12 protein-coding genes are annotated in these 13,640 nt (G+C 61.2%); 10 read left to right on the top strand and 2 right to left on the bottom strand.

From position 1 onward, the window contains the following. Nucleotides 1–32: 32 nt before the first annotated feature. Both QP994_RS01370 and QP994_RS01365 read left to right on the top strand, forming a co-directional pair. Nucleotides 33–1,184, top strand: coding sequence for an acetyl-CoA C-acyltransferase (locus QP994_RS01370; protein ID WP_284856096.1), 1,152 nt, complete (start codon nucleotides 33–35; stop codon nucleotides 1,182–1,184). A gap of 3 nt (nucleotides 1,185–1,187) precedes the next feature. Continuing rightward, entirely contained in the window at nucleotides 1,188–3,395 is a 2,208-nt protein-coding gene (locus QP994_RS01365; RefSeq protein ID WP_284865092.1) for a 3-hydroxyacyl-CoA dehydrogenase/enoyl-CoA hydratase family protein, read from the top strand. A gap of 206 nt (nucleotides 3,396–3,601) precedes the next feature. On the opposite strand, the gene QP994_RS01360 is transcribed toward QP994_RS01365, so the two are convergent. Then, nucleotides 3,602–4,804 carry an acyl-CoA dehydrogenase family protein gene (locus tag QP994_RS01360; protein WP_284854284.1) on the bottom strand — a complete coding sequence of 401 codons (1,203 nt, stop codon included), beginning with the start codon at nucleotides 4,802–4,804 and terminating at the stop codon, nucleotides 3,602–3,604. 5 nt (nucleotides 4,805–4,809) lie between these two features. Continuing rightward, a complete protein-coding gene (locus QP994_RS01355; RefSeq protein ID WP_284854285.1) occupies nucleotides 4,810–6,003 on the bottom strand; it encodes an acyl-CoA dehydrogenase family protein in 1,194 nt (397 codons plus the stop codon). Nucleotides 6,004–6,266: 263 nt separating this feature from the next. Here QP994_RS01355 and QP994_RS01350 point away from each other — a divergent pair, with 263 nt between their 5' ends. The 8 genes from QP994_RS01350 (at nucleotide 6,267) to obgE (ending at nucleotide 13,637) form a co-directional block, all read left to right on the top strand. Next, nucleotides 6,267–6,572 (top strand): hypothetical protein, encoded by a 306-nt coding sequence (locus QP994_RS01350; protein WP_284854286.1) that lies wholly within the window; start codon nucleotides 6,267–6,269, stop codon nucleotides 6,570–6,572. Nucleotides 6,573–6,589: 17 nt separating this feature from the next. Next, nucleotides 6,590–7,000 (top strand): nucleoside-diphosphate kinase, encoded by a 411-nt coding sequence (ndk, locus tag QP994_RS01345; protein WP_284854287.1) that lies wholly within the window; start codon nucleotides 6,590–6,592, stop codon nucleotides 6,998–7,000. Between the two features lie 144 nt (nucleotides 7,001–7,144). Next, the gene (locus QP994_RS01340) at nucleotides 7,145–7,528 is read left to right on the top strand and encodes a PhoD-like phosphatase N-terminal domain-containing protein (protein WP_284865091.1); all 384 of its coding nucleotides are present in this window, start codon (nucleotides 7,145–7,147) and stop codon (nucleotides 7,526–7,528) included. Further along, nucleotides 7,498–7,905 carry an alkaline phosphatase D family protein gene (locus QP994_RS01335; RefSeq protein ID WP_284865090.1) on the top strand — a complete coding sequence of 136 codons (408 nt, stop codon included), beginning with the start codon at nucleotides 7,498–7,500 and terminating at the stop codon, nucleotides 7,903–7,905. Before QP994_RS01340 ends, QP994_RS01335 begins: the two co-directional genes overlap by 31 nt. 192 nt (nucleotides 7,906–8,097) lie before the next feature. After that, a complete protein-coding gene (locus tag QP994_RS01330) occupies nucleotides 8,098–10,938 on the top strand; it encodes a translation initiation factor IF-2 N-terminal domain-containing protein (RefSeq protein WP_502869987.1) in 2,841 nt (946 codons plus the stop codon). Nucleotides 10,939–11,148: 210 nt separating this feature from the next. Continuing rightward, a complete protein-coding gene (gene rplU, locus QP994_RS01325) occupies nucleotides 11,149–11,454 on the top strand; it encodes a 50S ribosomal protein L21 (protein ID WP_284854290.1) in 306 nt (101 codons plus the stop codon). A gap of 26 nt (nucleotides 11,455–11,480) precedes the next feature. Further along, nucleotides 11,481–11,825: a 50S ribosomal protein L27 gene (gene rpmA / locus QP994_RS01320; protein ID WP_102723117.1), complete on the top strand. Its 345-nt coding sequence runs from the start codon at nucleotides 11,481–11,483 to the stop codon at nucleotides 11,823–11,825. A gap of 297 nt (nucleotides 11,826–12,122) precedes the next feature. Then, on the top strand, nucleotides 12,123–13,637 hold the full coding sequence (gene obgE / locus QP994_RS01315) for a GTPase ObgE (RefSeq protein WP_284865089.1): 1,515 nt from the start codon (nucleotides 12,123–12,125) through the stop codon (nucleotides 13,635–13,637). Nucleotides 13,638–13,640: the final 3 nt, after the last annotated feature.

Raw genomic sequence — 13,640 nt, 5'->3', positions numbered from 1 at the left:
GTGTAATCCAGCACAATTTATAAAGGAGATCCATGTCTGAGCCGATTTACATTACCCAGGCCAAGCGCACCCCGATTGGCACGTTCGGCGGTTCGCTGTCCCGCATGGCCACCATTGACCTTGGCACCCACCTTGCCAAGGCTGTCATCGAATCTTCCGGCGTTTCCGCCGACCAGTTTGATTCTGCTGTGTGGGCCAACGTTGTCACCACCATCCCGCGCGACAACTACACCTCCCGCGCTGTGTCGCTCGAGGCCGGTATGCCGCAGAGCTCCCACGCATACGGCGTGAACCGCCTGTGTGGCTCCGGTGTTCAGGCCATCATTTCCGCTGCACAGCAGCTGATCACGGGTGATGCGAAGCTCTCCATCGCTGGTGGCGTGGAGGTCATGTCTCAGGCGCCGTACTCCGTCGATGGCATGCGTCAGGGCCGCAAGATGGGAGACGGTCGTCTGATTGACTGGCTGACCGGTGCACTGACGGACCCAATGGGCAACGGCGGCATGGGCATCACCGCAGAGAACATCGCTGAGAAGTTCGGCATTTCCCGCGAGCGCCAGGACGAGTATGCGCTGCAGTCCCAGGAGCGTGCTGCTGCCGCGATTGCTAACGGCGAGTTCGCCGACCAGATTGTTCCGGTTGGCGAGTTCACCACCGATGAGCACCCGCGCCAGACCACGCTGGAGAAGCTCGCCGGCCTGCGCCCGACCTTTAAGAAGGACGGCACCGTCACCGCTGGTAACGCGTCCGGTATTAATGACGCGGCGGCGGCCACCGTCATGACCACTGAGTCCGGCTTGAAGGAGTTCGGCCTGGAGCCACTGGCCAAAGTTGTCTCTTGGGGCCTCGCTGGCTGCGACCCAGCAACGATGGGCCTTGGCCCGGTTGCCGCTGTGCCGAAGGCACTGGCAAAGGCTGGCCTGGACCTGAAGGACATCAAGCTGATTGAGTCCAATGAGGCGTTCGCTGCGCAGTGCATCGCTGTTGCTGACCAGCTCGGCTTCGATAATGAGAAGACCAACATCCAGGGTGGCGCTATCGCACTCGGCCATCCAATCGGCGCCACCGGCGTCATTTTGACCACCAAGCTCATCCACCAGCTGAAGAACGCTGGTGGTGGCTACGGCCTGGTCACCGCTTGCATCGGTGGCGGCCAGGGCATCGCACTCGTTCTGGAGGTTTAAAACATGGCAGTAAATGACATCAAGACCGCAGCTGTTCTCGGTGCTGGCTCCATGGGTGCTGGCATCGCCGCGCACATGGCCAACGCTGGCATCAAGGTTCACCTCCTTGACCTGCCGGTGGAGGGTGCTGAAGGCGATGAGCGTAATGCTCGCGCCCAGAACGGCATTGACACCCAGATCAAGCGCTACGGTTTCCAGCGCCCCGAGTACGCCAAGCTGGTCACCCCGGGTAACACCGAGGACCACCTGGATCGTCTCGGCGAGGTGGACTGGATCGTTGAAGCTGTCTTCGAGGACATCAACGTCAAGCGCGACACCTTTGCCAAGGTTGACGCACACCGCAAGCCGGGCACCCCAGTGTCGTCGAACACCTCCACCATCCCGCTCGAGGTTCTGCTCGGCGAGGCATCGGATGAGTTCAAGCGCGACTTCTCCATCACCCACTTCTTCAACCCGCCGCGCGTGATGCGCTTGGTGGAGTACGTTGAGGGCCCAGACACCTCCGCTGAGGTCAACGAGAAGATGCACCACGTGCTGGAGCGTCAGATGGGCAAGGTGGTGGTGGATTGCCGCGATACCCCGGGCTTCATTGCTAACCGCATTGGTAACTTCTGGATGGCCGCTGGTGCCAAGACCGCCTTTGATCAGGGCATCAAGCCAGAGCAGGCAGACGTCGCCTTCGGCCGCCCGTTCGGCGTTCCGCGCACCGGTATCTTCGGCCTCTTCGACTACGTGGGCATCCAGCTCGTCCCGGGCATTTGGGGCTCCCTGTTGAAGGCCCTGCCCCAGTCGGATGCGTACCACGACTACAACATCGTGGAGCGCGATGAGTTCAAGACCCTGCTGGACAAGGGCTTCACCGGCCGTACCGCCGAGTCCGGCTTCTACCGTGGTCGCGATGAGGTCTACGACTTTGCTGCAGGTGATTACCGCCCGAAGGAGTCCTTCACTGTGCCGAAGGACGCCAAGGAGCTCATGGAGTCCGGCACGCCTGAGGGCGACTACGCGAAGGAAGTCTTCAAGGTCTTCATCAAGTACTGCTGCGATACCGCACCGGAAATCGCAGACTCCGTCGACCAGATCGACATCGCCATGCAGCTCGGCTACGGCTGGAAGCAGGGCCCATTCCAGCTCGCGGATTCCATCGGGCTGGACTATGTTGCATCGCTTTTCGACGATGTCCCGGCCCTCCTCGCCTCCGCCCAGACCGCCGGTGGCTTCTATGCCGACGGCAAGGTGCTGGGTACCGACGGTAAACTGACTGACCTGCCGGCCCGCGAAGGCGTCATTCGCGTCGCTGACCTGGTCGCTGGTGCTGAGGAGATCGCTGGCAACGCTGACGTTTCGGTATACAAGCTCACCGATGGTGATTACGCCGGCTTCGGTGTCTTCGTGTACAAGACCCCGATGAACTCCAATTCCAACAATGTCACTGAGCTGCTCACTCACGCTGGTGAGTGGGACATCAAGGGCCTTGTCATTGCCAACGATGAGGAGCGTGCCTTCTCCGCCGGCGCTGACCTGGGCACCCTGGCCAAGCTCTCCGGCCCGGAGGGTGACAACGAGGAGCTGGCCCGCACCATCAAGCAGGGCATCGACGGTTTCCGCGCACTGCGCGGCGCCCCGTACCCAGTCGTTGGCGCTGTCCGTGGCGTTGCCCTCGGTGGCGGCATGGAGATCCTCCTGCACACCGACGCTTCCGTCATCCACGCGGAAACCCGCGTTGGCTTCCCGGAGCGCAACGTTGGCCTGTTCCCGGCATGGTCCGGCCCGGTGCGCCTGCTGGAGCGCCTGGTGGACCTGGGTGTGCCGAACCCGCACAAGGTTGCTTTCGACGCACTGCTGGGCACCGTGAAGCCGGTCCCGGCCATCAACATCGACTTCTGGCGCAAGGATGACCAGCTCATCCAGTCTCCGGACCACGTTGTTGAAGGCGCACTGGACCTGGTGAAGAAGCTCGCCGAGGGCTACTCCGCCCCCGCTGAGGCACAGCTGCCGCTGACCACTGAGACCCTCGAGTACACCGACGGCTCCGACACCGACAAGGCGATCGGCGAGGCTCTCGCCTCCGTCTACGCCGGTGAAGGCACTGCGGACGAGGACGAGCTTGGCCGCCGTCAGGTTGAGGCTGCAGCCAAGGTCCTGGCGCGTCAGGAAAACCACGACCGTGCAGTGGCCATGGCCACCACGCGTCGCCCGCTGAACAACTAACGTTCAACGCCTCAGGCCGGCCTCGAGTTTTCTTCGGGAGCCGGCCTTTTTACTTCCTCTGGTTCGAGAAATCTCGCATTGCAGGAATGGCGAGCTGGGGGAATCGAGGGTGAAAAATTCCAATTCGTCAGAAATATCGAACGGGACCCTACGGAAATGCCCCTGGCCTATTCAAAGTCCAGGGGCATTGTGCGCCGTAGGAACCGTTATGAGCGGTACGCGCTCACGCCGGTGATCGATTTGCCCACGATGAGGGACTGCATGGTGTCCGTGCCCTCGTAGGTGTGCAGGGATTCGATGTCGGCGTGGTGGCGTGCCACGTCGTTCTCCAGCAGGATGCCTACGCCGCCGAACATGTCGCGTGCGTCGGCGGACACCTTGCGGGCGCCGCGGGTGTTGTGCACCTTGGCTAGGGCTGCCTGCTTCTCGTTGAGTTCGCCGGCTTCCTCAAGTTCGAGAAGGCGACGGCAGTACAGCGCCATGGAGGTGACTTCCTGCAACATGTCAGCTAGGCGCTGCTGGATGATCTGGTTCTTCACCAGCGGGCGGCCGAACTGGACGCGGCGCTGGGCGTAGTCAAGCGCCTTCTCGTAGCAGTCAATCGCCATGCCGAGTGCCACCCACGCCACTGCGATGCGGGTGCCAGTGAGCACCTTCGCGGTGTCGCGGAAGGAGTGGGAGTTGGGAAGGCGGCGGTCGTCGGACACGCGGACGTCGTTAAGCTTGATGTGCGCTTGCGGGATGCCGCGCAGGGATGCCTTACCGACGATCGTTTCCGCCGAGTACCCCTCCTGGTCTTGGTCAACGATGAAGCCCTTGACTTCACCGTCTTCCTCATCACGTGCCCAGACGATGGTGATGTGGCCGACGGAACCGTGGCCGATCCACTTCTTCTCACCGTTGATGACCCACTCATCGCCTTCGCGGCGAGCCGAGGTTTCCAGGCCGATGGAATCGGAACCGTGATCTGGCTCGGTCAGCGCGAACGCACCGCGGATCTCCATGCGGGACATCGGGCCCAGGTACTTGGCCTTCTGCTCCTCAGAGCCGCACATGTCGATCGAGCGCATGGCCAGGCCAGACTGCACGATGTGTGCGGTGGCCGTCGACGCGTCCGTACGTGCGAACTCCATCTGGATCAGGCGGTTTGCACGAATGGAAATACCGGGCTGGCCATCGATGGAAATGCCGTCGGTGACAAGGCCACGGCGTGCTGCTTCCTCAACACCAGGGATGTTGTACTCGGCCTTCTCCCACGCCTCGTTGATAGAGGGGCGGGCGAATTCCATGAACTCGCGGGCCTTCTTCCACCACTCCAGGTCCTCACCGTCAACATCGGCGAAGACCTGGTAGTAGTCCGTCTTCGGGTTCAGCAGAGCTGCAACCCCATCTACATTCTGATCTGCCATGGCGACTAACCTGCGAATGCGCCGACGCCGGTGATGGACTTGCCCACGATGAGTGACTGCATGGTGTCCGTGCCTTCGTAGGTGTGCAGTGCCTCGATGTCGGCGTGGTGGCGTGCCACGTCGTTCTCCAGGAGGATGCCCACACCGCCGAACATGTCGCGTGCGTCAGCGGAGATCTTGCGTGCTGCACGGGTGCAGTGAACCTTCGCCAGGGCTGCCTGCTGCTCGGTGAGCTGGCCGGACTCCTCGAGCTCGAGGAGGCGACGGCAGTACAGGAAGATGGAGGTCAGGTCCTGCAGCATGTCAGCGAGACGCTGCTGGATGATCTGGTTCTTCACCAGCGGGCGACCGAACTGGACGCGGCGCTGTGCGTAGTCGAGCGCCTTCTCGTAGCAGTCGGTTGCAAGACCGAGGGATGCCCATGCGACGGACACGCGGGTGCCGGCCAGCACCTTTGCGCAGTCGCGGAAGGAGTTTGCGCCGGGCAGACGGCGGTCATCGGAAACGCGCACGTTGTTCAGCTTGATGTGTGCCTGCGGGATGCCACGCAGGGATGCCTTGCCGACGATCGTCTCCGCCTCATAGCCCTCCTGGTCCTGGTCCACGATGAAGCCCTTGACCTGACCGTCAGCGGTGTCGCGTGCCCAGACGATGGCGATGTGGCCGACGGAGCCGTGGCCGATCCACTTCTTCTCACCGTTGATGACCCATTCGTCGCCGTCCTTCTCAGCGGTGGTCTCCAGGGCGATGGAGTCAGAGCCGTGGTCCGGCTCGGTCAGCGCGAATGCGCCACGGATTTCCAGGTGACACATCGGCTTGAGGTACTTTGCCTTCTGCTCCTCGGAGCCACACATGGCAATGGATTGCATAGCCAGGCCAGCCTGAACGCCGAATGCGGTGCCCATGGAGGCATCCGTACGTGCGTACTCGAAAGCCATCAGGCGGGCAGCGCGCACGGACATGTGCGGCTCCCCCTCGATGTCGATGCCATCACGGAACAGGCCACGCTTACCCGCTTCTGCGACGACCGGGATCTGGTACTCGGCAGTCTCCCAACCCTTGTTGATGTAGGGGCGGGCGAATTCACCGAACTCGCGGGCCTTCTTCCACCACTCCAGGTCCTCACCTTCAACATCGGCGAATACCTGGTAGTAGTCGGTCTTCGGGTCGAGCAGTTCGTGGACTGGGTTGTCAGCCATGAGTTCCTCTTTCTTGGATTCCGGGGAGGTCTCACCCCGTGAATGTGGAGCAAAACCATAACGCCTTCAATTGTGACTTATGTCGCAGGTGTTTACAAATGAAAGCGAGGCGATTTTTGTGGGATTGCTCGCACTCTTTTCCCTGAACGTGCGCCCTGGGCTAAAGGCGCGGTCCTAGCTTAAGTTTCGGCTTAAGTTTCGCTCTGGAATTCACTGAGCAGGAGCTGTGAAGAATTTGGTCACCTCTACTAATGTGAGACAGCATGAAAGCCCTTTACCTCATCGTTGCGGCGCTTGGCTCGATCGTGGCTATCGCTGGTGTGTACCTGGATTTTCCTCGTGTGATCAACATTGCCGCGGTTGCCTTAGCTGCCGTGGGTTTGGTTCTGTGGCTGGCGAAGAATTATGCCTCGATGGAGAGCGCTCCCATTGAATTAGATGAGGAGCAGCGCGGGGTCATCGAAGAGATGAAAGCGGACGGTGACGTGGATAAGGCGGCGCGTCAGATCCAGTTGTGGTTCCGGAATGTGAGCTATGGCGAGGCCGCGACCGTCGTGAGGGAGCTCTAGGCGCTAAGGTTGGAAATATGACTGAACGTACACTGATTCTGATTAAGCCGGACGGCGTTAAGAACGGCCACGTGGGAGAGATCATTTCCCGCATCGAGCGCAAGGGCCTGAAGCTCGTTGAGATGGATCTGCGCACCGCTGATCGCGCAACCGCTGAGAAGCACTACGAGGAACACAAGGACAAGCCGTTCTTCGGTGAGCTCGTTGACTTCATCACCTCCGCACCGTTGGTGGCTGGCATCGTTGAGGGCGAGTCCGCTATCGCCGCGTGGCGTCAGCTGGCTGGTGGCACCCACCCGGTCGAGGCAGCAACGCCTGGCACCATTCGCGGTGACTTCGCTCTGAGCGTCGGCGAGAATGTCGTTCACGGTTCGGATTCCCCAGAGTCCGCTGAGCGTGAGATTGCCATCTGGTTCCCGAACCTCTAGGAGCACGCCATAACGCTTCAGTCCCCACCAACTGGTGGGGACATTTTTATTGTTCGGTTACGCAAACATGACATAAAAAAGAAATTTTGAACTAAAACTCATTTCCGGTTGCAGGGCCTGCTAGCAGGGCTAATACTTACGCGCATGTCTAAGAATCTCCCTCGCCGCCGTTCCCTCACCAGCTCCGCTGCTGTTGCTGCTGGGGCAGCAATCTCGCAGGCTGTCCCCGCGCGGGCGCAGCTGTCCTCTACTTCGTCGGCATTGTCTTCTGCGCGTTTGCCACAAGAGCCGGCACCGGCACCGTATGCCGCGTTTATGCACGGTGTGGCTTCGGGGGATCCGATTCCGAATTCGGTGATTATTTGGACTCGTGTCACCGTGTCGCCGGAGGCAGTGCCAGGTTCGGGGCTCGGGGCTGATGTGGATGTGCAGTGGGAAATTGCGACGGATAGGGAGTTCACCAACATCGTTAGCTCTGGCATGCAGCGTGCCACCGCGTGGAGCGTGCACGTTTGTCCAACCTGCTGAAGGGGACCACACCGCACACCCTGTTCTTGACGGGTGATATCCACTCCGAGTGGGCGCATTCCGTGCAGCACAACGGGGCGGAGATGGTGTGCACCTCCATCTCGGCGCCGAATGTGGACGAGATCGTGACCACCTATACCAAGACCTACGCCCCGGAGGACAACCCGATCTCGCACCTCGTCGAAGGTGTCATGTATTCGGCTAACCCGTGGGTCAACCACGTTGACTTTGATTCCCACGGTTTCGGTGTCGCACGCGTGCAGAAGGGCCGTGTGACCATGGATTTCTACCGTGTCTCGAACGTGGAGGATCCCGCCGCGCAGACGCGCCATGCGGTCTCCCGCACGTGGGTTGCTGGGCACGGTTTCCAGGCTTAAGCCCTCTTTGCTTATCGACGTTCCCACCGTCCCCGCACAAGCTATGCCACAATAGGTGTCAAGCTTTTACACACTCGTACTACCGTGCGGGCGTGGACACGCAGCTGTGCGGCGGCGGTGGTTTTCTTTTCACCAGCGCCCGGCTGGTCAACGTGGACGTATCCTGCACGGTCAATTGAATAGGAGATTTCCGTGTCGGATAAGGACGACATTGCAACCCCCGACAAGCCACGTCGTCGGGCTTCGAAGCAGTCCACTGCTGCGAAGAAAGCCGCGAAGAAAACTGCGAAGAAGACGGCCAAGAAGGCTGTAAAGAAATCTTTGAAGCAGCCTGCTGCTTCAAAGCAGTTGATGGACCGTTCCCAGATTCAGGACAAGACTCGCGTGTTCGCGTTGGCGAAGACTCTGGGGATGCAGTCGAAAGAACTGATCATTGCGCTGAGCGATCTGGGCCTGGTCAAGGTGGCGCAGTCCACGCTGACGCGTGCAGAAATCGAGCAACTTCTGGATGCACTGGAGCAGGCTCCTGCCACCCCCTCTGCACAGCAGGACAGCGCTGACACGAAGAGCGCTGAGAAGGAGGCGGATGAGAAGATCCGCCACCGCGTGCGCAAGGACGTGGAAAACGAGATCAATCAGATCACGGAAAAGGTCGAGGCGGATCTCGAGCAGACCATGGCTGAAGACTCTGAAGATGCACCCATCGACGTTGAGGATCTCGTCGAGGAGATCTCTGCTGAAGAAGCTGCCGAAGTTGAAGCTCACGCCGCGGAGGTAGAAGAAGCCACCGAGGTGTACGCGCCGGTCTTCAAGGCTCCGAGTGCATCCCGCAGGCGTGTGCGGCGGTCGGCCAGTGGGGCGAAGGAGAGCGTCGAAAAGCAAGAAGCAAAGCAAGAACCTGCTGAGGGGCAGATTCAGGAACCCAAGGCGATCAAGGGCTCTTCGCGCTTGGAGGCGCAGCGTCGCCGTCGCACGGAGCGGCGTGAGGAGGAACGCAAGCGTTCCCGCGTTGTCTCGCAGGCTGAGTTTTTGGCGCGACGCGAGTCCGTGGAACGCACTATGGTTGTGCGCGAACGTGCGCGCCATGATGGTCCGGGCAAGCTGACGCAGGTCGGCGTTCTAGAGGATGGCCTGCTGGTCGAGCACTTCGTGGATTCGGACGAGAGTGCCTCCATGATTGGCAACATCTACCTCGGCCGTGTGCAAAACGTGCTACCGAGCATGGAAGCCGCGTTCATTGACATCGGGCAGGGCCGTAATGGTGTGCTGTACGCCGGTGAGGTGGACTGGAAGTCTGCTGGCCTGGGCGGTCGTTCCCGCCGCATTGAGCAGGCGCTGAAGTCCGGCGACCAGGTGCTGGTTCAGGTGACCAAGGATCCGGTAGGACACAAGGGTGCCCGCCTGACCACCCAGATTTCGCTTGCGGGCCGCTTCCTCGTGTACGTCCCGGGTGGTCGCAGCGCTGGCATTTCTCGCAAGCTGCCCGCCCCGGAGCGCAAGCGCCTCAAGGACATCCTGGCCAAGGTGGTGCCGGGTAAGGGTGGCGCGATCATTCGTACCGCTGCGGAAGGCGCATCGGAGGAAGCCATCGGCGCCGATGTTGAGCGCTTGCACACCCAGTGGGAGGCCATCCAGGAGCAGGCGGAGAAGGAAAAGAACTCCCCGGGTGCGAAGCCAGTCACTCTGTATGAGGAGCCGAAGCTCCTGGTGAAGGTCGTGCGTGACTTGTTCAATGAGGACTTCGATGCCCTCGTTGTTGATGGCAAGAAGTCCTGGAACGTCGTGCATAATTACGTTCAGTCTGTCGCGCCGGACCTGCTGGACCGTGTGGAGAAGTTCGACCGCAGCGAGCACGACGGCAAGGACGCCTTCGAGGTTTACCGCATCGACGAGCAGATTCAGAAGGCCCTGTCCCGCACCGTCTGGCTGCCGTCTGGTGGCACTTTGGTCATCGACCGTACGGAAGCCATGACCGTCATTGACGTCAACACCGGCAAGTTCACGGGCTCTGGCGGTTCGCTGGAGGAGACGGTGACCTCCAACAACATGGAGGCCGCCGAAGAAATCGTGCGTCAACTGCGCCTGCGTGACATCGGCGGCATGATCATCATCGACTTCATCGACATGATCCTCCCCGAAAACCAGGAGCTCGTCCTCCGCCGCCTCAAGGAAGCCCTCGGTCGCGATCGCACCCGCCACCAGGTCTCCGAGGTCACCTCGCTCGGCCTCGTCCAGCTCACGCGCAAACGGTTGGGCACGGGGCTCGTGGAAACGTTCTCCACTAAGTGCGAGCACTGCGATGGTCGGGGCATCGTGCTTACCGACGACCCCGTCACCGACTCCACCCACCCCTCCGACTCTTCTGGCTCGGAACATGGCCGTAGCCGTTCCTCTCGTCGCCGTAAGCCGGCCCAGGATCCTGGCAGCCACCCAACCGCACTGGCAATGAATGCGCGCGAAGATTCGCACGATGAGGTTGAGGAGACCAAGGAATCCTCCAGCATCGAAGACCTCGCCGATGCAGTGGTGTCTGCTGAGGGCACTACCGACTCCGCGGTCGAGCAGCCCAAGCGCCGCTCCTCCCGCCGTCGTGGACGCCGTGGCAGCGGTCGTGGACGTGGTCGCGCTGAGGGGCAGCAGAAGGAGCAGCAGGCCTCCGTGCCGGAAGAAGCTGCCCAGACCACTTCTCAAACCTACGAAGAAGCACTGGAAGAATTCGAGAACTCCCCACGCCGCAAGCGCAAGACCCGCGGCAACTCCAAGTCTGACCACCGTCCGCGCCGGGAAGACTTCGATAAAACAACCCCCGCTGGTAAGCCCGAACCGGCGGAGAAGCCAATTGAGACCGCTCCGGAAGAGAAGACGCCCGTTGTCCGTAGTACTGGCAGTCGGGGGAGGAGGCGTGCGACGAGGAGGGCGTCGACAAGCGTGCAAAGAACACCTGAGCCCACGCAACAGCAAGAGGTGAAGGAGACCGCGCCACGCACCCCCGCCCGCGGACGACGACGCGCGACGCGAAGGCGCACCACCTAGAAACGGACACACGGCGCTCACGCATAAGAGCAGTTTGGTCTTTGCGGGGGTGCCGGTGTAATCTTTGACAGTCGCTGTTTTGGGGCGCGCCTTTCGTGATTAAGCATGCGGGCGAGGCTGCCGTTAACAACCCAAAACACAATCAAGAATGTAGACAGTGGTGCCGTGGCATGCCGGCGCCGTGCGAGAAGAAGAAAGGGGTAACCCGCTATGTACGCAATCGTCAAGACCGGCGGAAAGCAGTACAAGGTTGCCGAAGGCGACCTCGTTCGGGTCGAGAAGATCGAGGGTGAAGCTGGCGATTCTGTGGCGCTCACCCCTGTTCTGCTTGTCGACGGTGCCAAGGTAACCGCCACCTCCGACGACCTGGCCAAGGTCAACGTTTCCGCTGAGATCGTTGAGCACGGCAAGGGTCCGAAGATCAACATCATGAAGTACAAGAACAAGACCGGTTACAAGAAACGTCAGGGCCACCGTCAGCAGCTGACCACCATCAAGATCACCGGCATCAAGTAACCCGAGACGTTTAGAGAGGAACCACAATGGCAACCAAGAAGGGTGCATCCAGCACCTCGAACGGCCGCGACTCTGAGTCCAAGCGCCTCGGTGTGAAGCGCTTCGGCGGCCAGCAGGTCAAGGCAGGCGAGATCCTCGTTCGCCAGCGCGGCACCAAGTTCCACCCGGGCGACAACGTCGGCCGTGGCGGCGACGACACGCTCTTCGCGCTCGCAGCTGGCTCCGTCCAGTTCGGCATCAAGAAGAAGCGTCGCATTGTCAACATCGTCCCCGCTGACGGCGAGGGCGTCGCTTCCGAGGTCATCGAGGCTGCTAACGAGGCAGGCTTGGTCGATGACGCAGTGGTCGAGGAGAAGACCGCTACCGCGTAAGCCAGCGTGGGGCGCTTGAGTCCCACGGCCATGCTTGAAGAGCGCGCCGCGATCCCCGGGTGGGGGTTGCCGGCGCGTTTTTGCGTGGGTGGGGCGTGGGTGGCCCTTTGCCGGCTGGAAGCTGTGTAAAATTTTACATTTCCCCGGTAACTACCCTGAGATAGAAATCCCTGACCAGCAGGTTTATTTTCGGCCCGAGGACCGGGTGTCATTTTTTACACCGGCGCCGGTAGTTTCGTGTTTAAACCCCACCCGTTCGGATCCCGACCGCTGAACCCCTAGGAGAGGAGACCCACCATGGCTCAGTTCGTTGATCAGGCTGTCTTGCATTTGCAGGCCGGCGATGGTGGCCACGGCTGTGTCTCTGTGCACCGTGAAAAGTTCAAGCCGTTGGGCGGCCCTGATGGGGGAAACGGTGGGCACGGTGGAGACATCATCTTGGTGGTCTCACCCCAGGTGCACACGCTGTTGGACTTCCAGTACCGCCCGCACTTGAAGGCGAAGCGCGGCGGTAATGGTGAAGGTGACCACAGGAATGGTGCGCGCGGTGAGGACCTAGTGGTGGAGGTCCCCGTCGGCACAGTGGTGCGCAGTGCGGATGGGGAGATCCTGGCTGACCTGGTCGTACCTGGCACCCGTTTTATCGCGGCTGAGGGTGGCTTCGGTGGCCTCGGCAACGCGGCGCTGGCCACAGCGAAGCGCAAGGCCCCCGGCTTTGCGCTGAAGGGCGAGGCTGGTCAGGCGCATGACCTGATCCTTGAGCTGAAGTCCATGGCAGACGTGGGGTTGGTGGGCTTCCCGTCGGCGGGTAAGTCTTCGCTCATCTCGGTTCTCTCGGCAGCGAAGCCGAAGATTGCGGACTACCCGTTCACCACCCTGCAGCCGAACCTTGGTGTGGTGGACGTGGGCCATGACACGTTCACTATCGCTGATGTGCCGGGCCTGATCCCGGGCGCGAGCCAGGGCAAGGGTCTTGGCCTGGACTTTTTGCGGCATATTGAGCGCACCGCTGTGCTGGTCCACGTGGTGGATTGCGCGACGATGGAGCCGGGCCGCGACCCGCAGTCGGACATTGAGGCCTTGGAAGCGGAGCTGGATTCTTACGCGGAGCAGCTCGAGGCGGATGAGACCGGCTTGGGTGATCTGCGTGAGCGGCCCCGGATCATTGTGTTGAACAAGGTGGACGTTCCCGAGGCGAAGGAGCTGGCGGAGTTCCTCGAAGCTGACCTGAGGGAGCGCTTCGGTTGGCCGATTTTCATGATTTCTACCGCTACCCGTGCGGGCTTGGATGAGCTGAAGTGGGCGTTATGGGATGTGGTGAAGGCTGCTCGTAAGGCTCGCCCGAAGGTCAAGGAACAGACGGAGCGCCAGGTTATTCGGCCAAAGGCAGTGGATCGTGGGGATGATGTCAGTGTGATACCGGATCCGGAATACCCCGGCGGCTGGTTGGTCGTGGGAGAGAAGGCGGAGCGGTGGATCCGCCAGACGGACTTTGAAAATGATGAGGCGGTGGGTTATCTCTCCGACCGCCTCAATAAGGCTGGCGTGGAGGATCAGCTGCGTAAGCTGGGCGCGCATGAGGGCGATACCGTGACGATTGGGGAGATTTCGTTTGATTGGGAGCCGTCGATAGGCGGGGACCCGACGGCAGCGGGTCGCGGCCAGGATGCGCGTCTGGGGGGCACGGATCGTATGTCCGCGGCGGAGCGCAAGCGTGCGTCGCAAGCGCGCAGGGGGCTTATCGACGAATACGATTTCGGCGACGACCTCCTCAATCGCACGGAAGCCGACCGCGAACGTTGGCAGGGATAAGGC

It is taken from the genome of Corynebacterium sp. MSK044, from assembly GCF_030232825.1.
Lineage (GTDB): Bacteria > Actinomycetota > Actinomycetes > Mycobacteriales > Mycobacteriaceae > Corynebacterium.
Note: the sequence above shows the minus strand (reverse complement) of the source record. Positions and strands in the feature narration are given on the sequence as shown.